The following is a 22,935-nucleotide window of genomic DNA, read 5'->3' as shown; positions in this document are numbered from 1 at the left end:
ATTTTCGCAATTGACTAGATGCTATGTTCGTTATGTTTGCTGTGTTCGCAAGTGGGCGTGGGAGCGGGCCTTCGCGTCTGTCCCGGAGTCGGGCCTTGTAGGGGAAGCCGAGGAGTCGTGACCCTTTTCAGTCAGGTGTGCGCCCGGTTCGCGCGGCTGCTGCCCGGTCGCGCAGACCTCGCCGAGGTCAGGCGAAGCCCGCGCCAGGACCTGCTGGCCGGCCTCACCGTGGCGATCGTCGCGCTGCCGCTCGCGCTCGGCTTCGGCGTCTCCTCCGGGCTCGGCGCCGAGGCGGGCCTGGCGACCGCCGTCGTCGCAGGCGCGCTCGCCGCGGTGTTCGGCGGGTCCAACCTCCAGGTCTCCGGTCCGACCGGCGCGATGACGGTCGTCCTGGTGCCGATCGTGGGCCGGTACGGGCCCGGCGGGGTGCTCACCGTCGGGCTGATGGCGGGCGTCATGCTCGTCGGCCTGGCGGTACTGCGGGCCGGGAAGTACATGCAGTACGTGCCCGCGCCGGTCGTCGAGGGCTTCACCCTCGGCATCGCCTGCGTGATCGGCCTGCAGCAGATCCCGAACGCGCTCGGTGTCCCCAAGCCGGAAGGCGACCGGGTGCTGGTGGTGACCTGGCGGGCGGTCGAGGAGTTCGCCGGCAGCCCGAACTGGACGTCGTTCGGCCTCGCGGCCGTGGTGGCCGGGTGCATGATGATCGGCGCCCGGCGGTGGCCGGCCGTACCCTTCTCGATCGTCGCCGTGATCGCGGCGACGGTCGTGGCACAGCTGGCCGACCTGGACGCGGCGAAGCCGATCGGCACCCTGCCGGCGGGGCTGCCCGTGCCGTCTCTGTCCTTCGTCGACCTCGGCTCGCTGGGAACCCTGCTCGCTCCTGCCGTGGCGGTCGCGTCGCTCGCCGCGCTGGAGTCCCTGTTGTCGGCCTCGGTCGCCGACGGTATGACCGTGGGCCAGAGACACGACCCGGACCGGGAGCTGTTCGGCCAAGGGCTCGCGAACATCGCCGCCCCGTTGTTCGGCGGGGTACCGGCGACCGGCGCGATCGCGCGCACCGCCGTCAATGTCCGTACGGGGGCCGGCTCCCGCCTCGCCGCCCTCACCCACGCCGCCGTGCTCGCCGCGATCGTCTTCGCGGCGGCGCCCCTCGTCTCGAAGATCCCGCTGGCCGCTCTCGCCGGCGTCCTGCTGGCCACCGCGATCCGTATGGTCGAGGTCGGTTCGCTGAAGGCCATGGTGCGGGCCACCCGCTCCGACGCCCTCATCCTCGTCCTGACCGCCGCGGCGACACTGGCCCTCGACCTCGTGTACGCGGTGATCATCGGGCTCGCCGTCGCGGGCGCCCTCGCGCTGCGCGCCGTCGCCCAGCAGGCCCGTTTCGACCAGGTGCCGCTCGACATGGGCGATCACAGCGCGGAGGAACACGCCCTGCTGGCCGAGCACATCGTCGCGTACCGCATCGACGGCCCGCTGTTCTTCGCCGCTGCCCACCGCTTCCTGCTGGAGCTCACCGAGGTCGCCGACGTACGGGTGGTGATCCTTCGGCTGTCGCGGGTGTCGACCATGGACGCGACCGGCGCCCTCGTCCTCAAGGACGCGGTGGAGAGGCTGCGGCGCCGTGGCATCGCCGTCCTCGCCTCGGGGATACGCCCCGGCCAGCGTCAGGTCCTGGACTCCGTCGGCGCGCTGGACCTGCTGTGCCACGAGGGCCGTGAGTACGCCACCACCCCCGAGGCCATCCGGGCCGCCCGCGATCACCTGGAGACGGCCGGCGTCCTGTCGGCCCTTCCCGCCCAGAAGCCCCGGAACCCCGGTGAGGAAGCCCGGCGATGAGCGCCCCCGCTCCCCTTCGCACGGTCGAGTCCTCCGGTGCGGAGGCCCTCTGGCCGCAGGTAGGCGGCATGCGGGGCCGGTCGGCGTACGCGCAGTGGGGCCCGACCGTGATCCGTCCCTTCCGGCATGTGCGGGTGTACGGCTGCCCGGTCGCCCCCGCCTGGCACCGGCCGTGACTCGCGCCGGCGGGTCTCTCGGCGGAGCACGGGACCCGGTGGCCCTCTCGGCGCGGTTTCGGCCTGGTCGGTGCCGCGCGCGAGGATGGGCCACATGTTCTTGACGAGTGGGTGGATGCGATGCGCCGGGACCCGCCCGGTGGGGCTGTGCCGTTGCACAGGGGAAAGGAGGGCCAGGTGAGCACGCCGCTGTACCAGCTGAAGGCCGAGTTCTTCAAAACCCTCGGGCATCCGGCCCGCATCCGCGTCCTGGAACTGCTGAGCGAGCGCGAGCACGCGGTGGCGGAGATGCTGCCCGAGGTGGGCATCGAGGCAGCGCATCTTTCGCAGCAGCTGGCCGTGCTGCGGCGGGCGAACCTGGTGCGGACCCGCAAGGAGGGGTCGAGCGTGTACTACTCGCTGGCCAGCCCGGAGCTGGCGGAACTGCTGCGGGTGGCGCGCTCGATCCTGTCGGGCGTGCTGGCCGGGCAGGCGGAGCTGCTCGCCGACCTGCAGGCGGCCCGGTCGGAGGCGAAGCCGCCGTCGTAGCGACCGCCGGCGGACGGCGGTCGCCGACCCGCACCACCGGGCGGGTGGCTGTGGCGGGTCGGCGCAGGTGCGGTGGGCGGCCGTCGGCTCCCCCAACGGGGCGAGGTGGTCATGCCCTCTGCCCGTCCGCCGCGATATGGCCGGCTCCCTCGGGCCACACGACGTCGACTTCGATGCCGCTGCTGCGGGCGTAGGCCACGAGATGGGCCGTAGCGTCCCGGGAGTTGGACGGGGAGCCGTCCCAGACGGCCAGCAGCCGGGCACAGGAGCGCACCAGGGTCTCGTCCGCTCCCACGCAGGCCCCGCGGTCGGCCGGGTCGTACTCCAGCAGCCGCACCTGTTGCGAGAGCAGGAGCAGTTCGCCGGCCGCGGTGCGATCACCCGGCTCCAGCACGTCGGGGACGCCGTCCCGGGAAGGCAGGACCGTCACCAGCGCCAGTCCCGCGGCGCGCGCCGCCCTGCCGAAGGCGACCGGCAGTCCCTGCCCGGCACGCACCAGCCCCGCCTTGCCCGCCCGCGCGAACTCGGCCAGGCGTCGCCGCAGTTCCTCCTCCACCACGGCGAGCACGGGCGTGGTGAGGTCGGGGTGTCCCACGACAGTGATCACTTCAGGCACCTCTCTCCGCACCGCCCGCAGGCCGGTAACCACACCGGGTAGCGTCATTCGACGAAGACGAGGACGCGCCGCCGCCCGCCCGGCCAGCCGATCTTCTCCGGCCGGAAGAACCCGGGCCATGGATCGACCGGACCCGCATCAGAGCTGATCGGCCCTTGTCGCAGGTGCGCCGGCCCTGACGCCGGTCACGTGCGCGCGCGTGGCGGCCCTTTCGGCGGGACGGCCGGACACCGGTGCCGCGGGTTTCCTTCTCCCAGCCTCGTGGGAAGTTCCCCCGCCGGCGCGTAACGTGAAGCATCATGAAGATCCTCATCAGCGCCGACATGGAGGGCGCCACCGGGGTGACCTGGCCCGGCGACGTGCTGCCCGGCGCGCCGCAGTGGGAGCGGTGCCGGCCGATGTTCACCTCCGACGTCAACGCCGCCGTCCTCGGGTTCTACGACGGCGGCGCCGACGAGGTCCTCATCAACGAGGCCCACTGGAGCATGCGCAACCTGCTCCTGGAGCAGCTCGACGACCGCGCCCAGATGATCACCGGCCGCCACAAGACGCTCTCCATGGTCGAGGGCGTCCAGCACGGTGACGTCGACGGCATCGCCTTCGTCGGCTACCACGCCGGCGCCGGCATGGAGGGCGTCCTCGCCCACACCTACCTGCCCAACTCCGTCACCGGCGTCTGGCTGAACGACGTCCGGGCCAGCGAGGGCCTGCTCAACGCGCACGTCGTCGCCGAGTACGGCGTGCCGGTCGTCCTCGTCACCGGCGACGACCTGGCCTGCGAGGACGCCCTCGGCTACGCGCCCGAGGCCCGCAAGGTCGCCGTCAAGGACCACGTGTCGAGGTACGCGGCGGTCTGCCGGACGCCCGCCAGGACCGCCGCCGACATCCGCGCCGCCGCCAAGGAGGCGACCGCGCTGGCGGTGCGCCACGAACCCGTGTCCCGCGGACCGTTCACGATCGCCCTGGAGTTCGACGCCGAGCACCTCGCCCTGGCCGCCACCGTCGTCCCCGGCGTGGACCAGGTCGGCGAGCGGAAGGTCGCGTACACCGAAGGGACCATGTACGACGGCATCCGCACCTTCAAGGCGGTCACCACGATCGTCTCGGCCGCGGTGGAGGAGCAGTATGGCTGACCAGCAGGCACTCGACGAGGTCGTCCGGTTCACCTCCGAGCTGATCCGGATCGACACCAGCAACTTCGGCGGCGGCGACTGCCAGGAGCGGCCCGCCGCCGAGTACGCGGCCGAGCGGCTCGCCGGAGCCGGCCTGGAGCCGATCCTTCTCGAGCGGACCGCGGGGCGCACCAACGTCGTCGCCCGCATCGAGGGGACGGACGCGAGCGCGGACGCGCTCCTCGTCCACGGCCACCTCGACGTCGTACCCGCGCAGGCCGCCGACTGGAGCGTCGACCCCTTCTCCGGGGAGGTCCGCGACGGGGTCGTGTGGGGGCGGGGCGCCGTCGACATGAAGAACATGGACGCGATGATCCTGGCCGTGGTGCGGGCCTGGGCCCGGGAGGGGGTACGGCCGCGGCGGGACATCGTCGTCGCGTTCACCGCCGACGAGGAGGCCAGCGCGGAGGACGGCTCCGGGTTCCTCGCCGACCACCACCCCGAACTGTTCGAGGGCTGCACCGAGGGTGTCAGCGAGTCGGGCGCCTTCACCTTCCACGACGGCACCGGCCGCCGGCTCTACCCCATCGCCGCGGGGGAGCGCGGCACGGCCTGGCTCAAACTCACCGCGCGCGGCCGGGCCGGACACGGCTCCAAGGTCAACAGGGAGAACGCGGTCACCCGCCTCGCCGCCGCCGTCACCCGCATCGGCGAGCACCGGTGGCCGCTCCGCCTCACCCCGACGGTCTCCGCCGCCCTCACCGAACTCGCCGCCCTCTACGGCATCGAGCCCGACCTGCACGAGGTCGACCTGCTCCTCGACAAGCTCGGCCCGGCCGCCAAGCTGGTCGAGGCCACGGTCCGCAACAGCGCCAACCCGACCATGCTGCACGCCGGTTACAAGGTCAACGTGATCCCCGGCGAGGCCGTCGCCTTCGTCGACGGACGCTATCTGTACGGCACCGAGGACGAGTTCCGCGCCACCCTCGACCGACTCACCGGCCCCGACGTCGACTGGGAGTTCCACCACCGCGAGGTCGCCCTCCAGGCACCGCTGGACTCACCGACGTACGCCCGGATGCGCGCCGCCGTCGAGGAGTTCGCCCCCGACGGGCACGTGGTGCCGTACTGCATGTCGGGCGGCACCGACGCCAAGCAGTTCTCCCGGCTCGGCATCACCGGCTACGGTTTCGCCCCGCTCAAGCTCCCCGAGGACCTGGACTACCAGGCCCTGTTCCACGGCGTCGACGAACGCGTCCCCGTCGAGGCCCTGCACTTCGGCGTCCAGGTCCTGGACCGCTTCCTGCGCACGGCATAGCGCGGCGCGGCACGGCCCGGGAGATGTGACACGGCACGGCACAGCAGACGAGGAGAGCACGTGGAGACGAAGGCGTACGGCTCGTGGCCCTCACCCGTCGACGCGGCCCTGGCGGCGGCGCACGACGGCTTCGCCGAGTGGGTGGGCTTCGTCGGCGACGAGCCCTGGTGGACCGAACCCCGGCCGGCGGAGGGCGGCCGCAGGACCCTGGTCCGCGGCTCCACCGGGGAGTCCGTGCTGCCCGCGCCGTGGAACGTGCGCAGCCGGGTCATCGAGTACGGCGGACGGCCCTGGGCCGGTGCCGTACCCGACGGCGGTGATCAACCGCTGCTGGTCTTCGTGCACTTCGACGACCAGCGGCTCTACCTGTACCGGCCCGGAGAGGCGCTCCGGCCGCTGACCCCGCCCGGACCCCGGTGGGCCGACCCGCAGTTGCTGCTCGACCGGGACGAAGTCTGGTGCGTGCTGGAGGAGTTCACGGGCGACGGGCCCACCGACGTGCGCCGGGTGCTCGCCGCCGTCCCGCTGGACGGTTCGGCCGCCGCCGACCGGGCCGCCGTACGCGAACTCACCGACGGACGGCACCGGTTCGTGACCGGGCCGCGTCTCTCGCACGACGGGCGCCGGGCCGCCTGGCTCGCCTGGGACCATCCGCGGATGCCGTGGGACGGCACGGAACTGCTGGTCGGCGAGGTCGGCGGCGACGGAGTCCTGCACACGGTCCGCACCGTGGCCGGCGGTCCCACGGAGGCCGTCGCACAGGTGGACTGGTCCCCCGACGACCGGCTGCTGTACACGAGCGACCGCAGCGGCTGGTGGAACCTGTACCGCGACGACGTACCCCTCTGCCCGCGCGAGGAGGAGTTCGCGGGACCGCTCTGGCGGCTCGGCCAGAACTGGTTCGCGCCCCTGGACAACGGGCTGATCGCGGTCCTCCACGGCCGCGGCGCGATGACGCTCGGGATACTCGATCCGGAGACCGGCGAACTCGCCGACGCGGCCGGACCGTGGACCGAGTTCTCCGCCACCCTCGCCGTGCACGGCACCCGCGTTCTCGCGGTCGGCGCCGGCCCGCGCACCTCCCACGAGGTCGTCGAACTCGACACCGCCTCCGGCCGCGCCCGGGTCGTCGGCACCCCCCACCAGGACGCGGTCGACCCGGCCTACTACCCCGAGCCGCAGATCCGCACCTTCGCCGGTCCCGGCGGCCGCGAGGTGCACGCCCACCTCCACCCGCCCCGCCACCCCGGCCACCGCGCCCCCGAGGGCGAGCTGCCCCCGTACGTCGTCTGGGCGCACGGCGGCCCCACCAGCAGGACACCGCTCGTCCTCGACCTCGCGATCGCCTACTTCACCTCCCGGGGCATCGGCGTCGCCGAGGTCAACTACGGCGGCTCCACCGGATACGGGCGGGAGTACCGGGAGCGGCTGCGCGAGCAGTGGGGCGTGGTCGACGTCGAGGACTGCGCGGCCGTCGCGCTCGCCCTCGCCGAGCAGGGCACCGCCGACCGCGCCCGGCTCGCGATCCGCGGCGGCAGCGCCGGCGGCTGGACCGCCGCCGCCTCCCTGACCGGCACCGACGTCTACGCCTGCGGCACCATCGCCTACCCCGTCCTCGACCTCACCAGCTGGGGTGCGGGGGAGACCCACGACTTCGAGTCCCGGTACCTGGAATCCCTGATCGGCCCGCTCGCCGAGGTGCCCGAGCGGTACGTCGAGCGGTCGCCCGGCGAGCACGCGGACCGGCTCACCGCGCCCTTCCTGCTGCTCCAGGGGCTGGACGACGTGATCTGCCCGCCCGCGCAGTGCGAGCGCTTCCTCGCCCGGCTCGACGGCCGCCCGGTGCCGCACGCGTACCTCACCTTCGCGGGCGAGGGCCACGGCTTCCGGCGCGCGGAGACCCTGGTCCGCGCGCTGGAGGCGGAGCTCGCCTTGTACGCTCAGGTGTTCGGGCTGGACGTGCCCGGCATTCCCGAGCTGGAGCTGGTGAAGTGACCGAACTGACACGCCCGGCGCGCCTCGCCGCCGGCGCGCGGGTCGCCGTCGTGGCGCCGAGCGGGCCGGTGGTGGAGGAGCGGCTCCAGGCCGGCCTCGACATCCTGCGCGGCTGGGACCTCGACCCGGTGGCGGCACCCCACGTGCTCGCCACGGACGGTGATCTGGGATACCTCGCGGGCTCCGACGCCGAACGCGCGGCCGACCTCCAGCAGGCCTGGTGCGACCCGTCCGTCTCCGCCGTGCTCTGCGCGCGCGGCGGCTACGGCGCACAGCGCCTCGTCGACCTGCTCGACTGGGACGCGATGCGGGCGGCCGGCCCGAAGGTGTTCGTCGGCTTCAGCGACGCGACCGTGCTGCACGAGGCGTTCGCGACCCGGCTCGGCCTCGCCACCCTGTACGGGCCGGTGGCGGCCGGCGCCGACTTCGTCAAGAGCACCGAGGCACAGGAGCACCTGCGGGCCACCCTCTTCGCCCCGGAGACGGTCCGCACCATCCCCGCACGGGGCGCCGCGCTGGTGGGCGGCCGGGCCACCGGCGTCACCGTGGGCGGCTGCCTGCGGCTGCTCGCCACGGGCGTCGGCACCCCGCACACCCACACCGGCGCGCGGGGCGGTCTGCTCCTGCTGGAGGACGTCGGCGAGGCGCCGTACAGCCTCGACCGGAGCATCACCCAGCTGCTGCGGTCCGGATGGCTCGACGGCGTCGCCGGGATCCTGCTCGGCTCCTGGGACCGGTGCGGCCCCTACGAGCGGGTACGGCCGATGCTCCTCGACCGGCTCGGCAGCCTTGGCGTGCCGGTACTGGAGGAGTTCGGGTTCGGGCACTGCGAGGCGGCCCTGACCATGCCGCTCGGGGCGGCCGCCGAGCTGGACGCGGACGCGGGCACGCTGACCCTGCGGGAGCCGGCCCTGCGCTGAGAGCTTGCCCCGGAGGGCCGCGCGGTGGTCCGCGGGGCCCGGTCCCGGGGGGCATCGGCGCGCTCCGCCGGGCGTATTTCATGAAACACCGGAGGTGGCTCCGCGTAGGGTGTCGGGATGCCGCACACCGCATCCCGCTATCTCGCCGAGGGCCCCCGCGTGGGCATCCGCCACTTCACCTACGAGGACGGCGCCGAGTTCATCGCCCGCGCCCGGGAGAGCAAGGACCTCCACCAGCCCTGGCTGTTCCCGCCCACCACGGACGCGGCCTACGCCGGCTACGCGGGACGGCTGATCGAGGACCGCAGCAAGGCCGGGTTCCTGGTCTGCGAGAAGGACGCCGGGGAGAGCGGCGGGGAGCAGGGCGGCGCCATCGCCGGGTTCATCAACATCAACAACATCGTCGAGGGCGGCTTCCAGTGCGGTGCGCTCGGCTACGGCGTGTTCGCGCACGCGGCCGGGCGCGGCCTGATGCGGGAGGCGATGGGCCTGGTCGTGGACTACGCCTTCGGGCCGATGCGGCTGCACCGGCTGGAGATCAACGCGCAGCCGGGCAACGCCGCGTCCATCGCGCTCGCCCGCGGTGCCGGGTTCCGGCTGGAGGGCTTCTCGCCGAACATGATCTACATCGACGGGGCCTGGCGGGACCACGAACGCTGGGCGATCACGGCGGAGATGCGGACCACCCGCTGACCTTTGCGCAATCCTGACCGGCAGCTCCCCTGGTCAGCTCACCCGGCGGCGGGTTCCATGGTGATCGTGACGAGGATCCGACGTGAGGTACTGACCCTTCCCGCGGCGGAGTTGGGCCCGGACAACCCGCTGCCGCCGCTCCGCCTCCTTGAGGAGATTCACCGCGTCGACGAGCGTGACCGGGAGGACCTGCCCCGGGACATGGCCCGCCAGAGCGGCCACGAGCCGCTGCGCAGCCTCCTCCCGGTGCGGATCCGCGACGGCTACGGCAGAGTGCGCACGCCCCGCGATCTCGACGCCCTGGTGATCGAGAACGACCGGCTGCGCGCCACCGTCCTGCCCGGCCTCGGCGGGCGCGTCGCCTCCCTCGTCCACCTGCCCACCGGCCGCGAACTCCTGCACCGCAACCCGGTGTTCCAGCCCGCCAACCTGGCCCTCAACGGCGCCTGGTTCGCCGGCGGCATCGAGTGGAACATCGGCGCCACCGGCCACACCACCCTCTCCTGCGCCCCGCTCCACGCGGCCCGCGTCCCCGCCCCCGACGGCGGCGAGATGCTCCGGCTGTGGGAGTGGGAACGGCTTCGCGACCTGCCCTTCCAGGTCGACCTGTGGCTGCCGGACGGATCCGACTTCCTGTACGCCGGCGTCCGCGTCCGCAACCCGCACGAACACCCGGTGCCCGTCTACTGGTGGTCCAACACGGCCGTACCGGAGGACCGCCGGATCGTCGTCCCGGCCGAGGAGGCCTGGGAGTTCGGGCCCGAGCGCCGACTGCACCGGGTGCCCGTCCCGGCGTACGGCGTCCAACCCCCGTACCCGGTGGACTGGTTCTACGACATCCCGGACGGGCGGCGCCGCTGGATCGCCGCGCTGGACGCCGACGGCCACGGCCTGGTGCAGACCTCCACCGACGAACTGCGCGGCCGGAAACAGTTCGTGTGGGGGTCCGGCCCCGGCGGCCGGCGCTGGCAGGAGTGGCTCGGCGGCCCCGGCACCGGCGGCTACCGCGAGATCCAGGCCGGACTGGCCCGCACCCAGCTGGAGCACGTCCGCCTCGACCCGGAGAGCGAGGTGTCCTGGCTGGAGGCGTACGGCCCGCTGTCGGCGGCACCGTCGCAGAGCGTCGAGGAGCGGCTGGAACTCGCCCTGCCGCGCGCCGGGTTCGACGCCGCCCACGCCGCCTGGAAGCCGTACGCCGACAGCGAACCCGGCGAACTCCTCGCCACCGGCTCCGGCTGGGGCGCCCTCGAAGTGCTGCGCGCGGACTGGAAGCTGCCCGGCACGCCGTTCGCCGAGCCGACGCTGACCGAGGAACAGGCTCCCTGGCGGGAGCTGCTGCGCACCGGCACCCTGCCGCAACCCCGCCGGGTGCGCCCGCCCGGACCGACCCTCGTCGCCCCGCACTGGCGCGACATGCTGGAGACGGCCCCCGCCACCCCGCACACCGAGTACCACCTCGGCGTCGCCCAGTGGCACGCCGGCGACCACGCCCAGGCCGTCCGCAGCTGGGAACGGGCCCTGCCGCTCGCCCCCTCGCTCTGGCCGCTGCTGCGCTGCCTCGCCGTCGCCGACCAGGAGTACGGGCAGCACGAGCGGGCCGCCGAGCGGTACGCCGACGCCTTCGACGACCTGTGCCGGGAGCGCCGCGACGACGGCGAGACCTGGACGGCGGCCTGCGCGGCGCTCGGCCGCGAGGCCGTCGAGGCGCAGCTGCGGGTACGGCGGGTCGCGGACGCCCGCGCCGTGTGGGAGGCGCTGCACCCCGCGATCCGGGAGCGCGGGCGGTTCCGGCTCCTGGAGGCGGAGCTGCTGCTCGCGGAGGGGCGGCGGGCGGCGGCCCGGGCCGTGTTCGACGCCGGCTTCGAGGTGGCGGACCTGCGGGAGGGGTCGGACGCGCTCGGCCGGCTGTGGGCGCGGCTCGGTGACGAGCCGCTGCCCGACCGCTACGACTTCCGGATGCGGCCCCAGGGTCTTTGATCAGCCCCGGTTCAGTCCTTGTGCTGGTCGACGTACTCGAACAGCGAGCCGTCCGGGTGCATCGCGAGCAGGTTGCGGCCGGCGGGCGTGGCCACCGGCCCCGCGAGGATGCGGGCGCCGAGGTCGTCCAGCAACCGGTGGGCCGCCTCGACGTCCTGCACCGCGATCGTCGCGGCCACCTTGCGCAGCACCTCCAGCTCCGCCTCCGGTCCGCTCATCAGGAGGAAGGAGCCGACCGCGGCGACCTGGACACCGCCGCGTTCGAAGCGCTGGGCTCTGCCGCCGGAGAGGCGTTCGTAGAACGGGATCGCGGTGTCGAGGTCGTTGACGCAGATGCGCAGGGAGGCGCCCAGAATCTCCATGGGCACGAGCCTAGTTGCCGCGGGCCGGGATGGCGTCGCCTCCGGTGATCTCCTGTTACGCCAATTCCGGACCGGGTACCCGCACGGTATGGAACACCTGGATCATCTCGAACATCTGGACAAGGAGCTCGTCGACGAGCTGGCACAGGTCGCGCGCGAGACGGTGCGGGACGAACTGCGCGAGCAGGGCCGCAAGCGGCGGCGGGCCGCCATGCTGTACGGCGCGTCCGGCGCGGTCGCCCTGTACGCGGGGGCCGCCGTGGCGCTGGCCGTGGGGCTGGCGTGGGCGATCCTCCTGCCGGCGTGGGCCGCGGCGCTGGTCACCGCGGTGATCCTGGGCGCGGTCGCCTACGCGCTGCGGGAGGCGGGGCGGCCGAAGAGGCCGCATGCGCCGCACCGGGTGATCGGAGGGACGGCGCCGGGCGCACCGCCGAGCGGGATGGGGCTGCCGTATCCGCCGATTCCGGCGGAGCCGCCGAATGTTCCGGGCATGCCGGGTGCGGATCCGGAGTCGCCTCATCACCGGGGTTGACGGAGAGCGCCGTATTGGTCTCGGCCGTGGTTCTACGCGCGGCAGTGGGGGCTGGTCGCGCAGTTCCCCGCGCCCCTTTGGGGCGCGCTTCAGCGGGCGGTGCTTCGACGCGCGGTTTCGACGCGCGGTGTTTCGAGGTCGAGCCTACGGTTACGTGGGTGGCCTTGGACCCCGTCGTAACCCCGGAGGCGCACCGTGAGTCGTCGACCCCGGATCGTGATCGTCGGCGGCGGGTTCGCCGGGTACCGTGCGGCTCGCACGCTTGGGCGGCCGGCCAGGGGCCGCGCCGAGATCACCCTGCTCAACCCCACCGACTACTTCCTGTACCTGCCCCTGCTGCCCCAGGTCGCCGCCGGGATCCTCGACCCCCGGCGGATAGCCCTCCCGCTGTCCGGTGCCCTCCCCGGGGTGCGGACCGTGCTCGGGGAGGCGGGCCGTATCGATCTCGACGGGCAGCGCGTGCACTACACCGACCCCGAGGGCGTCGCCGGCAGCCTCGGCTACGAGCGGCTGCTGCTGACGGTCGGCAGTGTCAACAAGCTGTTGCCCATCCCGGGGGTCGCCGAGCATGCGCACGGCTTTCGGGGGCTGCCCGAGGCGCTCTACCTCCGTGACCACGTGATCCGGCAGATCGAGCTGGCCGCCGTCGCCCCCGACGCCGACGTCGCCGCCGCGCGGTGCACCTTCGTCGTGGTCGGGGCCGGGTACACCGGGACCGAGGTCGCCGCTCACATGCGGATGCTCACCGTCGACCTGGCCCGCCGCAACCGCCTGCCGTACGGGGTGCGGCCGCGCTGGCTGCTGCTGGACGTGGCGCCCCGGGTGCTGCCCGGGATGGACGAGAAACTGTCCCGTACCGCCGACCGGGTACTGCGCCGGCGCGGGGTCGAGGTACGGACGGGGACCTCCGTGAAGGAGGCGACCCGGGACGGGGTGCTGCTTTCCGACGGGGAGTTCGTGAACTCGCGGACCCTGGTGTGGTGCGTGGGCGTACGGCCCGACCCGCTCGTCGAGGGCACCGGGCAGCCCCTGGAGAAGGGCCGGATCGTCGTCGATCCCTACCTGCAGGTCCCCGGCTGTGCCGACGTGTTCGCCTGCGGCGACGCGGCCGCGGTGCCCGACCTCGTCAATCCCGGCGCGTTCACACCGATGACCGCGCAGCACGCCTGGCGGCAGGGCCGGGTGGCCGCCGAGAACATGGCCGCCTCGCTCGGCGTCGGACGGCACCGGCGCCCGTACCGCCATCGCGACCTTGGGTTCGTCGTGGACCTCGGCGGCGTGCAGGCCGCCGCCGACCCGCTCGGGGTGCCCCTGGCCGGGCTGCCCGCCGGGCTGGTGACCCGCGGCTACCACCTCGCGGCGATGCCCGGAGGCCGGGCCCGGGTCGCCGCCGACTGGCTGCTCGACGCCGTACTGCCGCGCCAGGGCGTCCAGCTGGGCCTCGTACGGTCCTGGTCGGTGCCGCTGGACACGGCCTCGCCCGAGCTGCCGAAGGCCCCCGAATCCGTCACGGACCATCCTCCGGAAGGAGCCTCATGAACACCGCCGAACTCGTCGAACTCGCCCAGCAGCTGCGCGTGGACAGCGTGCGGGCGGCCGCCGCGGCCGAGTCCGGGCATCCGACCTCGTCGATGTCCGCCGCCGACCTGATGGCGGTCCTGCTCGCCCACCACCTGCGCTACGACTTCGAGCGGCCCGACCACCCCGGCAACGACCGCTTCGTCCTCTCCAAGGGCCACGCCTCGCCGCTGCTGTACTCCGCCTACAAGGCGGCCGGTGCCATCGACGACGCCGAACTGCTCACCTTCCGCAAGCTCGGCAGCCACCTGGAGGGACACCCGACCCCGCGCCGGCTGCCGTGGGTGGAGACAGCCACCGGCTCCCTCGGCCAGGGCCTGCCGGTCGGCGTCGGCATCGCGCTGTCCGGGAAGCGGCTGGAGCACGGCCGCTACCGGGTCTGGGTGCTGTGCGGCGACAGCGAGCTGGCGGAGGGCTCCGTGTGGGAGGCCGCCGAGCACGCCGGGTACGAGCACCTCGACAACCTCACCGCGATCGTGGACGTCAACCGTCTCGGCCAGCGCGGCCCCACCCGGCACGGCCACGACCTCGGCGCATACGCCCGCCGCTTCCAGGCCTTCGGCTGGCACACCGTGGAGATCGACGGGCACGACGTGGACGCCGTCGACCGCGCCTACGGCGAGGCCGTCTCCACCGCCGGGCAGCCCACCGTGATCCTCGCCCGCACCCGCAAGGGCCGGGGCGTCGCCGCCGTCGAGGACCGCGAGGGCATGCACGGCAAGCCGCTGCCGGACGCCGAGGAGGCCGTCGCCGAACTGGGCGGACTCCGCGATGTGCGGGTCCACGTGCAGGAGCCGCCGGCCGCCCGCGCGCTGCACTCGGTGCCCACGGGTGCGCTCGAACTCCCGCGCTACGACAAGGGAGAAGAGGTCCCCACCCGCGACGCCTTCGGCAAGGCGCTGGTCGCGCTGGGCCACGCCCGCGCCGACGTCGTCGCGCTGGACGGCGAGGTCGGCGACTCCACCCGCACCGAGCTCTTCGGCAAGGAACACCCCGACCGCTACTTCGAGTTCTACATCGCCGAACAGCAACTCGTCGCCGGCGCCGTCGGCATGGCCGCCCGCGGTTGGGTGCCGTACGCCTCCACCTTCGCCGCCTTCCTCAGCCGTGCTTACGACTTCGTGCGCATGGCCTCCGTCAGCGGCAGCGGGATCAACCTGGTCGGCTCGCACGCGGGCGTCGCCATCGGGCAGGACGGGCCCTCCCAGATGGGCCTGGAGGACCTGGCGATGTTCCGCTCGGTCTACGGCTCGACCGTGCTCTACCCGTGCGACGCCAACCAGACCGCCAGGCTCGTCGCCACCATGGCCGGGCTCGACGGCATCCGCTACCTGCGCACCTCGCGCGGGGCGAGCCCGGTGATCTACGGCCCGGACGAGGAGTTCCCGGTCGGCGGCAGCAAGGTGCTGCGCTCCTCCGAGGAGGACCGGCTGACCGTGGTCGCCGCCGGGGTCACCCTGCACGAGGCGCTGAAGGCCGCCGACGCGCTCGCCGAGGACGGCATCCGGATCCGGGTCGTCGACCTCTACTCCGTGAAGCCCGTCGACCGGCAGACGCTGCGCACCGCCGCCGAGGAGACCGGCTGCCTGCTCACCGTCGAGGACCACCACGAGGAGGGCGGACTCGGCGACGCGGTCGCGGAGGCGTTCGCCGACGGCAGGCCGGTGCCGCGACTGGTGCGGCTCGCCGTCCGCACCATGCCGGGGTCGGCCGCCCCGGACCAGCAGCTGCACGCCGCGGGGATCGACGCCGACGCCATCGCGGCGGCCGGCCGGCTGCTGGTCGAGGAGGCGGTCGTGCGATGACCCCGGACGAGGTGCGGCCGGTACGGGCGGGCCGCCGGACGGTGCGGACGCACCGGCCCGACAAGGTGCTCTTCCCCGGCGACGGGGGCGGTGACGGCGCCGCGAAGGAGTACACCAAGGCCGACCTCGTCGACTACTACAGGTCCGTCGCGCCGTACCTGCTGCCGCACCTGCGCGGGCGTCCGCTGATGCTGGAGCGGTACCCCGACGGCCTGGACGGCCCCCGGTTCATGCAGAAGAACACCCCGGACCACTACCCGGACTGGATCGGGCGGGCCGAGGTCGCCAAGGAGGACGGGACCGTGACCCATGTGGTCTGCGGCGACACCGCCACTCTCGTCTACCTCGCCGACCAGGCCTGTCTCACCCTGCACCGCTGGCTCTCCCGCACCACCGCTCCCGACCGTCCCGACCGGCTGGTCCTCGACCTGGACCCGCCTGGTGACGACTTCGCCGCGGTGCGGGAGGCCGTCGGCTGGGCCGGTGAGCTGCTCGACCGGCTCGGACTGCCGGCGGCGCCCATGACCACCGGGTCACGGGGCCTCCACCTCGTCGTACCGCTGAACGGCCGGCACGACTTCGACGAGGTCCGCGGCTTCGCCCGGGACCTGGCCGACCTGCTCGCCGCCGAGCACCCCGACCGGCTCACCACGGCCGTCCGGAAGGCCGACCGCGGCGACCGGCTCTTCCTGGACATGGGGCGCAACGCCTACGCCCAGACCGCGGTGGCCCCCTACACCGTGCGGGCCAGGCCCGGCGCCCCCGTCGCCGTCCCGATCACCTGGGACCAGCTCGCCGACCCCGCCCTGGACGCCCGTCGCTGGACCATCGCCGAAGCCGTCGACCAGGCCCGTACCAGGCCCTGGGCCGGCATCCCCGCCCGGGGCCGGGCGCTCGGGCCGGCCCGGCGGCGGCTCGACGCGTTGCGCGACGCATCCGGCTGACCGCACCGCGTCAACGACCGGTTGTGAAGGTTTGACCCTGGAACCTCCGGCCACTCGGACCAAGAGGTGGCCATGACGAACACAAGCGACACGTCTCAGACGCAGGATTCACGCAAAGAGCGCAAGCGTGACGACGGACCCGACACGGCACCGGACCTGCCGAGCCCCATTGAGGTGCTGCGCCGGGCACGCGCCCAGCTCGCGGAGCTCACCGGTATGGCCGCCGAGTCCGTGTCGTCCTTCGAACAGACCGAGGACGGCTGGGAGTTGGCGGTCGAAGTCCTGGAACTGCCCAAGGTGCCCGACACCATGAGCCTGATGGCGAGCTATCAGGTCGAACTCGACCCGCAGGGACAGCTCACCGGCTACCGGCGCGTGAGCCGCTACGAACGCGGACGCGCCGACGCACACAGGCCCGGCGGCCGCTAGGCCGCCGGCCGGTGCTGGCGGACAGGTCCCACGACATGGAAGAGGTTGGACAGGCATGACCGTTGTACCGGCACAGCAGACCGGCGGAGGCGGCAGCAGCGGCCTCTACGACGTGCTCGAACTCGTCCTCGACAGGGGGCTTGTCATCGACGCGTTCGTGCGGGTCTCCCTGGTCGGCATCGAGATCCTGAAGATCGACATACGGGTCGTCGTCGCCAGCGTCGACACCTATCTCCGCTTCGCCGAGGCCTGCAACCGGCTCGACCTGGAGGCCGGGCCGCGCAAGAGCCCCGGCCTGCCCGAGATCGTCGGCGAGGTCACCGAGTCCGGCGCTCGCGGCAAGTCGAAGGGCGCGCTCTCCGGCGCCGCCGAAACGATCTCGGATGCCTTCAAGCAGGCCCGTGAGGAGCACTCGGGCTCGGGCGAGGCCGAGTCCCGGCCGCGCGCCCGCAAGACCGCCCCGGCCCGTCGCAAGGAGAGGGAGGAAGAGGAGTGAGTACGTACGTCTACGGCATCACGGCCGCCGCGCACCCCGCTCTGCCCGACGGCATGGACGGGGTGGGGGACCCGCCGCGCCGGGTGCGCGTGCTCACGGCAGGTGAACTGGCCGCCATCGTCAGTGACGCCCCCGAAGGCCTCCGGCCCAAGCGCCGCGACCTGCTCGCGCACCAGAACGTGCTGGCGGAGGCAGGGGGCGGCGGCTGCGTGCTGCCCATGCGGTTCGGCAGCGTCGCCCCGGACGACGACACCGTCACCGGCGTCCTCGCCGAACGCGTCGACCACTACCTGGAGCGGCTGCGCACCCTCGACGGCAAGGTCGAGTACAACATCAAGGCCAGTCACGTCGAAGATGCCGTGCTGCACCGGGTGATGTCCGAGAACCCCGAGCTGCGCGCCCTGGCCGAGGCCAACCGGAAGGCGGGCGGCGGAAGCTACGAGAGCCGGCTGCGGCTCGGCGAGATGGTGGCGGGCGCTGTCAAGGCCCGGGAGGCGGAGGACGCGGCCGACGTGCGGCAGGCGCTGGAACCCGAGGCGGCCGCCGTCAGCGTCGGCCCCGAATCCACCGGCTGGCTCGTCAACCTGTCCTTCCTCCTGGACCGGCACTCCGCCGAGACCTTCCTCGCCGGCGTCGAGCGGCTGCGCAAGAGCCATCCGCATCTCGACCTGAGCGTCAACGGACCGCTCCCGCCGTACAGCTTCGTCGAACCGGGGCCCGCCGAACCGGCGGGCAGCACGGCCGGCGCGGCCGAGAAGTAGCCGGCGCGGCCGCGAAGCAGCAAGCAAGAAGGAGCAGGCACCCATGGGACTGATCAAGGAGCTGCTGCTACTGCCCTTCGCGCCCGTGCGCGGCAGCGCCTGGGTCATCGAGCAGGTGGTGCAGGAGGCGGAGCGGATCTACTACGACCCCGCCACGGTCCGGGCCGAACTGGCCCGGCTGGAAGAGCGGCTGGAAGCCGGCGATATCGACGAGGAGGAGTTCGACCGAGCCGAGGACGAACTTCTCGACCGGCTGGAGATCGCCCTGCGCAAAGACGCGGGGCACGGCAATGGGATGCATACATGAACCGCATGGGACTGGGCCTCGCGATCGGGGCCGGATACCTGCTGGGCCGGACCAAGAAGCTGAAACTGGCCGTCGCGGTGGGGTCGGTGGTGGCCGGGAAGCGGCTGAACCTGACCCCGAAGGCGGTCCTCGACCTGGCCAACCAGCAACTGCGCGACAATCCGCAGTTCAAGGAGATCGGCGACCAGCTGCGCCAGGATCTGCGCGGGGTCGGCAAGGCCGCATCCGGCGCCATGGTCGAACGGCAGCTCGGCGCCCTCGCCGACCGGCTGCACGGCCGTACCGCGGAGGTGCGCGACCAGCTGGTCGGCGTCGCGCCCGACACCGGCGACCTCGGTCTCGGCGACGGCCGGGACGATGAGGAGCCGGAGGAGAACGAGGAGCAGGACGAGGAGCAGGAGGAGAGGGCCGGGAGCAGCAGGGCCGGGGACGACCGCGAGGAGCGGTCCGACCGGAAGGCGCCGGCCCGCAAGGCCCCCGCGAAGAAGGCCCCCGAGAAGCCACCGGCGAAGAAGGCGTCCGCCAAGTCGCCTGCCAGGAAGGCGCCGGGGAAGAAGGCGGCGCAGGGCCGGGCGCCTGTCAAGAAGACGGCCGGCCGGGCCCGGCCGAAGGGAGGCGGTGACCGATGAACAGCGGACCGCTGACGGACGCGGCTCACTCCGAGGCCGCGGAACGCCTGAAGGCGGAGGTGCAGGAGTACCTCGCTGCCCAGACCGAACGCCTGCTGACGGGCGCCGGGCGCAAGCTCGGCGAGGCCACCGGCAAGCTCAACGACATCGCCGAGGGCAACAGCCCCGGCTTCGGCAAGCTCGCACTCGACGCAGGCCGCAAGGTCGCCGAGGGCAAGGGTCCGGTGCGCTCCGCACTGGAGCTCGGCCTGACCCACGCCAAGGACACCGTCATGGACAAGGTGAAGAACCTGGGGGGCGGCAAGGGCAAGGGCAAGAGCAGCGGGCAGAAGCCGACCGTCATCATCGAGTCGGTCGACGTCGGCGTGCCGGTGCGCACCGCCTACGACCAGTGGACCCGCTACCAGGACTTCAGCACCTTCGCCAAGGGCGTGAAGAGCGCCAGCCGTGCCGACGACACCTCGTCGGACTGGCAGGGCAAGATCTGGTGGTCCAGCCGGAGCTGGAAGGGCAAGACGGTCGAACAGATCCCGGACTACCGCATCCAGTGGTCGGCGCAGGGAGCCAAGGGCAGCCACAAGGGCGTCGTCACCTTCCACCGGCTCGACGACAACCTCACCCGGGTGCTCCTGGTGATCGAGTACTACCCGAGCGGTTTCTTCGAGAAGACCGCCAACGTCTGGCGCGCCTCGGGCCGCCGGGCCCGTCTCGATCTCAAGCACTACGCCCGCCACATCTCCGTCAAGGGAGAGGTCGACGACGGCTGGCGCGGCGAGATCCGCGACGGCGAGGTCGTCCAGAGCCACGAGGACGCGGTGGCCGAGGAGGAGGAGAAAGAGGCCGAGGAGCAGAACGAGGACGAGAACGCGCCCGAGGACGAGGCCGAGGACGAGAACGCGCCCGAGGACGAGGCCGAGGACGAGAACGCGCCCGAGGACGAGGCGGAGGACGAGGAGTCGTACGAGGACGAGGCGGAGGAGCCCTACGACGAGGCGGAGGACGCCGAGCAGGGGGAGGATGAGGAGTACGAGGCCGAGGGCGAGGAGGAGCCCGAGGGTGAGTACGAGGACACCGACACCGAGGAGACCGAGGACGAGGAAGAGCCGGAGGACGAGGAAGCGTACGCCGGTTCCCGGAGCCGTCGATGACGATGGCCGGCCGGCTGCCCGAGCCCTACGGACGGGACGGCGGGGGCTCCAACCTCGCCGACATCCTGGAGCGCGTCCTGGACAAGGGCATCGTCATCGCTGGTGACATCAGGATCAACCTGCTCGACATCGAACTGCTCACCATCAAACTCCGCCTGATCGTCGCCTCCGTCGACCGGGCGAAGGAGATGGGCATCGACTGGTGGGAGCACGACCCCGAGCTGTCCACCCGCGCCCGGCGCGATCAGCTCACCCGGGAGAACCACGAGCTGCGGGAGCGGCTGGCCGCCCTGGAGGCCCTGGAGGCCGGCCGGGGACAGCGCCATGAGCGCGAGGAGGAGGACAGATGACCGCACAGGGCGGACTCCGGTACGTGTACGCCGTCTGCCGTCCGTTCGAGGCGGCCCTGCAGGCCCAGCTCACCGGCGTGGCCGGCGCCCCGCCGGGGCTGCTCAGGCACCACGGCCTGGTCGCCGTGGTCAGTACGGTTCCGGAGGGCGACTTCGCCGAGGGGCCGCTGCGGGACCATCTGGAGGACCTGGACTGGCTGGCCGCGACCGCCCGTGCCCACCAGGGTGTGATCGACGCGCTCACCACGGTCACGACGCCGCTGCCGCTCAGGCTGGCCACGGTCTTCCGGGACGACAGCGGCGTGCGGACCATGATGGAGGACCGCGAAGCCGACTTCCTGCACATCCTCGACCGGCTGGAAGGGCGGGTCGAGTGGGGCGTGAAGCTGTACGCCGACCCGCCCGAGCAGGCGCCCGCGCCCGCCGGCAGGCCCGCCAGCGGGCGGGACTACCTGCGGCAGCGGCGGATGAGCACGCGTGCGCACGAGGAGAAGTGGCGGGCCGCCGAGGAATTCGCGCACACCCTGCACGAGCGGCTGTCCCGGCGTGCCGAGGATTCCCGGCTGCACCCTCCGCAGAATGCGGCCCTTTCCGGGGCGTCCGGGCGGAACCTGCTCAATGCCGCCTATCTGGTGTCCCGTGCGGATTCCGAGGAATTCGTGGAACTGGTCGACCGTACGAAGGACGAGGTGCCGGAAATTCGGGTGGAACTCACGGGACCCTGGGCGGCCTATTCCTTCACCGAGCCGACCACCGAGCCCACGGAGCCGGCGGAAGCGGGGGAGCAGCGGTGACCGTCGTCGAACGCCGTCAGGTCGCCCTGGTCGACCTGCTCGACCGGCTGCTGGCCGGTGGCGTGGTCATCACGGGCGACGTCACCCTGCGCATCGCGGACGTCGACCTCGTCCGCATCGACCTCAACGCGCTGATCAGCTCGGTCAACGCCCAAGTTCCCGCACCCTGGGGGGAGCACACGTGAGCGAGCACCGCAACCGGCTGGACCTCGAACCGGACACGGTGGAACGTGATCTGGTGAAACTCGTGCTGACCGTGGTGGAGCTGCTGCGCCAGCTGATGGAACGGCAGGCGCTGCGCCGCTTCGACACCGGGGACCTCACCGAACAGCAGGAGGAACGCATCGGGCTCACCCTGATGCTGCTGGAGGACCGCATGGCCGAGTTGCGCGACCGCTACGGACTGCGGCCCGAGGACCTGAACCTGGACCTCGGGCCGCTGGGACCGCTGCTGCCGCGCGACTGACCGCGCCACCGGCGGGTGGCGTCACCACCTGTACCAGCGACCCCTGCCACCGGCGCCGGTCGTGCCCCGGACCAGGAATCCGAGAAGCCATATCACAAGTACGGCGAGTGCGATCCACCAGAGTAGTTTCACCGCGAATCCGGCACCGAAGAGAATCAGGACCAGAAGCAGCACCAGCAGGATGGGAACCATAGTGTGAACCTCCTGCAAAGCGGGTTTCCCGAAATCCGCGGATCAGGCTCACTTACGGCACAGAATTTCTCCGTGCAGTACGGCGAACCAGCCGTCCTCGTGCCCCGCCCACTCCCGCCAGGCGGCCGCGATCCCCGCCAACTGCTCCGAGGTCGCGTGTCCGCCCTCGGTGGCCCGCTCGGCGTAGGACGAGGCGACCGTACGGTCCGCCCACAGCCCGCCCCACCAGGCCCGCTCCCCGGCCGTGCTGTACGTCCAGGTGCCCGAGGTGGCCGTGATGTCGGTGAGCCCCGCGGCCAGCGCCCAGGACCTCAGCCGCCGCCCGGCGTCCGGCTCGCCGCCGTTGGCCCGGGCGACCCGCCGGTACAGGTCCGACCAGTCGTCCAGGCCGGGCACCGCCGGGTACCACGTCATCGCCGCATAGTCCGAGTCGCGTACGGCGATGAAGCCGCCCGGCTTGGTGACCCGCCGCATCTCGCGCAGCGCCTGCACCGGGTCGCCCACGTGCTGGAGCACCTGGTGGGCATGGACCACGCAGAAGGTGTCGTCCGGGTAGTCCAGCGCGTGCACGTCGGCGACCGCGAAGTCCACGTTCGTCAGCCCGCGCCCGGCGGCGGTCGCGCGGGCCTGCTCCAGGATGCCCGGCGCGTGGTCGACTCCGGTGACACGGCCGTCGGGGACCAGTGCGGCCAGGTCGGCGGTGATCGTTCCCGGTCCGCAGCCGATGTCCAGGATCTGCATGTGGGGCTTGAGCGAACCGAGCAGATAGGCGGCGGAGTTGGCGGCGGTGCGCCAGGTGTGGGAACGCAGCACCGACTCGTGGTGCCCGTGCGTGTAGACGGCGGTCTCCTGTGGCTTCGACATGGCTCAACCCCTTCGCGTCACACCGGCGGACGGGGCCGGACGGCCCCGTCCCGCGGTATCCGCAACGCTACGCGCGCATGTCGAATGATGAGACCCGTGTTTTA

The 22,935-nt window shown here is 72.8% G+C and carries 27 protein-coding genes; 23 read left to right on the top strand and 4 right to left on the bottom strand.

Annotation, left to right across the window (positions count from 1 at the left end):
- Nucleotides 1-117 precede the first annotated feature (117 nt).
- The 3 genes from ACFY6U_RS01020 (at nt 118) to ACFY6U_RS01010 (ending at nt 2,543) form a co-directional block, all read left to right on the top strand.
- Nucleotides 118-1,839 carry a SulP family inorganic anion transporter gene (locus ACFY6U_RS01020; RefSeq protein WP_390034435.1) on the top strand — a complete coding sequence of 574 codons (1,722 nt, stop codon included), beginning with the start codon at nt 118-120 and terminating at the stop codon, nt 1,837-1,839.
- Nucleotides 1,836-2,015, top strand: coding sequence for a hypothetical protein (locus ACFY6U_RS01015; protein ID WP_390034434.1), 180 nt, complete (start codon nt 1,836-1,838; stop codon nt 2,013-2,015). The genes ACFY6U_RS01020 and ACFY6U_RS01015 overlap by 4 nt, the downstream gene beginning before the upstream one ends.
- A 177-nt stretch (nt 2,016-2,192) precedes the next feature.
- Complete coding sequence (locus ACFY6U_RS01010) at nt 2,193-2,543, top strand: ArsR/SmtB family transcription factor (protein WP_390034433.1); 351 nt, start codon at nt 2,193-2,195, stop codon at nt 2,541-2,543.
- Between the two features lie 109 nt (nt 2,544-2,652).
- Here ACFY6U_RS01010 and ACFY6U_RS01005 read toward each other — a convergent pair whose 3' ends face one another.
- Entirely contained in the window at nt 2,653-3,150 is a 498-nt protein-coding gene (locus ACFY6U_RS01005) for a hypothetical protein (protein ID WP_390034432.1), read from the bottom strand.
- Nucleotides 3,151-3,458: 308 nt separating this feature from the next.
- Here ACFY6U_RS01005 and ACFY6U_RS01000 point away from each other — a divergent pair, with 308 nt between their 5' ends.
- The 6 genes from ACFY6U_RS01000 to ACFY6U_RS00975 all read left to right on the top strand — a co-directional run bounded on the left by ACFY6U_RS01000 (nt 3,459) and on the right by ACFY6U_RS00975 (nt 11,174).
- Nucleotides 3,459-4,292, top strand: a complete 834-nt coding sequence (locus ACFY6U_RS01000; RefSeq protein ID WP_390034431.1) for a M55 family metallopeptidase — start codon at nt 3,459-3,461, stop codon at nt 4,290-4,292.
- A complete protein-coding gene (locus ACFY6U_RS00995; RefSeq protein ID WP_390034430.1) occupies nt 4,285-5,589 on the top strand; it encodes a M20/M25/M40 family metallo-hydrolase in 1,305 nt (434 codons plus the stop codon). Before ACFY6U_RS01000 ends, ACFY6U_RS00995 begins: the two co-directional genes overlap by 8 nt.
- A 60-nt stretch (nt 5,590-5,649) precedes the next feature.
- Nucleotides 5,650-7,584 (top strand): LpqB family beta-propeller domain-containing protein, encoded by a 1,935-nt coding sequence (locus ACFY6U_RS00990; protein WP_390034429.1) that lies wholly within the window; start codon nt 5,650-5,652, stop codon nt 7,582-7,584.
- Entirely contained in the window at nt 7,581-8,504 is a 924-nt protein-coding gene (locus tag ACFY6U_RS00985) for an LD-carboxypeptidase (RefSeq protein ID WP_390034428.1), read from the top strand. Before ACFY6U_RS00990 ends, ACFY6U_RS00985 begins: the two co-directional genes overlap by 4 nt.
- A 117-nt stretch (nt 8,505-8,621) precedes the next feature.
- Nucleotides 8,622-9,197: a GNAT family protein gene (locus ACFY6U_RS00980; protein ID WP_351493563.1), complete on the top strand. Its 576-nt coding sequence runs from the start codon at nt 8,622-8,624 to the stop codon at nt 9,195-9,197.
- 57 nt (nt 9,198-9,254) lie between these two features.
- Complete coding sequence (locus tag ACFY6U_RS00975) at nt 9,255-11,174, top strand: DUF5107 domain-containing protein (RefSeq protein WP_390034427.1); 1,920 nt, start codon at nt 9,255-9,257, stop codon at nt 11,172-11,174.
- A gap of 11 nt (nt 11,175-11,185) precedes the next feature.
- Here ACFY6U_RS00975 and ACFY6U_RS00970 read toward each other — a convergent pair whose 3' ends face one another.
- Nucleotides 11,186-11,536, bottom strand: a complete 351-nt coding sequence (locus tag ACFY6U_RS00970) for a VOC family protein (protein WP_351493559.1) — start codon at nt 11,534-11,536, stop codon at nt 11,186-11,188.
- Between the two features lie 88 nt (nt 11,537-11,624).
- Between ACFY6U_RS00970 and ACFY6U_RS00965 the strand changes: the two genes are divergently transcribed.
- From ACFY6U_RS00965 to ACFY6U_RS00900, 14 genes are all read left to right on the top strand, one after another.
- Nucleotides 11,625-12,068: a phage holin family protein gene (locus tag ACFY6U_RS00965; RefSeq protein WP_351493557.1), complete on the top strand. Its 444-nt coding sequence runs from the start codon at nt 11,625-11,627 to the stop codon at nt 12,066-12,068.
- Between the two features lie 195 nt (nt 12,069-12,263).
- Entirely contained in the window at nt 12,264-13,607 is a 1,344-nt protein-coding gene (locus ACFY6U_RS00960; protein ID WP_390034426.1) for an NAD(P)/FAD-dependent oxidoreductase, read from the top strand.
- Entirely contained in the window at nt 13,604-15,451 is a 1,848-nt protein-coding gene (locus tag ACFY6U_RS00955) for a transketolase (RefSeq protein WP_390034425.1), read from the top strand. The genes ACFY6U_RS00960 and ACFY6U_RS00955 overlap by 4 nt, the downstream gene beginning before the upstream one ends.
- Nucleotides 15,448-16,395 carry a non-homologous end-joining DNA ligase gene (ligD, locus tag ACFY6U_RS00950; RefSeq protein WP_390034424.1) on the top strand — a complete coding sequence of 316 codons (948 nt, stop codon included), beginning with the start codon at nt 15,448-15,450 and terminating at the stop codon, nt 16,393-16,395. The genes ACFY6U_RS00955 and ligD overlap by 4 nt, the downstream gene beginning before the upstream one ends.
- Nucleotides 16,396-16,467: 72 nt before the next feature.
- Nucleotides 16,468-16,824, top strand: a complete 357-nt coding sequence (locus ACFY6U_RS00945; RefSeq protein ID WP_352093317.1) for a gas vesicle protein — start codon at nt 16,468-16,470, stop codon at nt 16,822-16,824.
- 55 nt (nt 16,825-16,879) lie between these two features.
- Nucleotides 16,880-17,320, top strand: a complete 441-nt coding sequence (locus ACFY6U_RS00940; RefSeq protein WP_293994518.1) for a gas vesicle structural protein GvpA — start codon at nt 16,880-16,882, stop codon at nt 17,318-17,320.
- The gene (locus tag ACFY6U_RS00935; protein ID WP_390034423.1) at nt 17,317-18,081 is read left to right on the top strand and encodes a GvpL/GvpF family gas vesicle protein; all 765 of its coding nucleotides are present in this window, start codon (nt 17,317-17,319) and stop codon (nt 18,079-18,081) included. The genes ACFY6U_RS00940 and ACFY6U_RS00935 overlap by 4 nt, the downstream gene beginning before the upstream one ends.
- Before the next feature lie 43 nt (nt 18,082-18,124).
- Nucleotides 18,125-18,388 (top strand): gas vesicle protein GvpG, encoded by a 264-nt coding sequence (locus ACFY6U_RS00930; RefSeq protein ID WP_390034422.1) that lies wholly within the window; start codon nt 18,125-18,127, stop codon nt 18,386-18,388.
- Nucleotides 18,385-19,017 (top strand): DNA primase, encoded by a 633-nt coding sequence (locus ACFY6U_RS00925; RefSeq protein ID WP_390034421.1) that lies wholly within the window; start codon nt 18,385-18,387, stop codon nt 19,015-19,017. Before ACFY6U_RS00930 ends, ACFY6U_RS00925 begins: the two co-directional genes overlap by 4 nt.
- Nucleotides 19,014-20,165 carry an SRPBCC family protein gene (locus ACFY6U_RS00920; protein ID WP_390034420.1) on the top strand — a complete coding sequence of 384 codons (1,152 nt, stop codon included), beginning with the start codon at nt 19,014-19,016 and terminating at the stop codon, nt 20,163-20,165. Before ACFY6U_RS00925 ends, ACFY6U_RS00920 begins: the two co-directional genes overlap by 4 nt.
- Nucleotides 20,162-20,515 (top strand): gas vesicle protein, encoded by a 354-nt coding sequence (locus ACFY6U_RS00915; RefSeq protein WP_390034419.1) that lies wholly within the window; start codon nt 20,162-20,164, stop codon nt 20,513-20,515. Before ACFY6U_RS00920 ends, ACFY6U_RS00915 begins: the two co-directional genes overlap by 4 nt.
- The gene (locus ACFY6U_RS00910) at nt 20,512-21,309 is read left to right on the top strand and encodes a GvpL/GvpF family gas vesicle protein (protein WP_390034418.1); all 798 of its coding nucleotides are present in this window, start codon (nt 20,512-20,514) and stop codon (nt 21,307-21,309) included. Before ACFY6U_RS00915 ends, ACFY6U_RS00910 begins: the two co-directional genes overlap by 4 nt.
- Nucleotides 21,306-21,494 (top strand): gas vesicle protein, encoded by a 189-nt coding sequence (locus tag ACFY6U_RS00905; RefSeq protein WP_390034417.1) that lies wholly within the window; start codon nt 21,306-21,308, stop codon nt 21,492-21,494. Before ACFY6U_RS00910 ends, ACFY6U_RS00905 begins: the two co-directional genes overlap by 4 nt.
- Entirely contained in the window at nt 21,491-21,775 is a 285-nt protein-coding gene (locus tag ACFY6U_RS00900) for a gas vesicle protein K (protein WP_093498107.1), read from the top strand. Before ACFY6U_RS00905 ends, ACFY6U_RS00900 begins: the two co-directional genes overlap by 4 nt.
- Before the next feature lie 21 nt (nt 21,776-21,796).
- Here the strand turns inward: ACFY6U_RS00900 and ACFY6U_RS00895 are convergent, their stop codons facing one another.
- Together ACFY6U_RS00895 and ACFY6U_RS00890 are read right to left on the bottom strand one after the other, a co-directional pair.
- On the bottom strand, nt 21,797-21,967 hold the full coding sequence (locus ACFY6U_RS00895; protein ID WP_234537583.1) for a hydrophobic protein: 171 nt from the start codon (nt 21,965-21,967) through the stop codon (nt 21,797-21,799).
- Nucleotides 21,968-22,015: 48 nt separating this feature from the next.
- Nucleotides 22,016-22,831, bottom strand: a complete 816-nt coding sequence (locus tag ACFY6U_RS00890) for a class I SAM-dependent methyltransferase (RefSeq protein ID WP_390034416.1) — start codon at nt 22,829-22,831, stop codon at nt 22,016-22,018.
- Nucleotides 22,832-22,935: the final 104 nt, after the last annotated feature.

The sequence above is a fragment of the Streptomyces sp. NPDC013157 genome (genome assembly GCF_042899865.1).
Lineage (GTDB): Bacteria > Actinomycetota > Actinomycetes > Streptomycetales > Streptomycetaceae > Streptomyces.
Note: the sequence above shows the minus strand (reverse complement) of the source record. Positions and strands in the feature narration are given on the sequence as shown.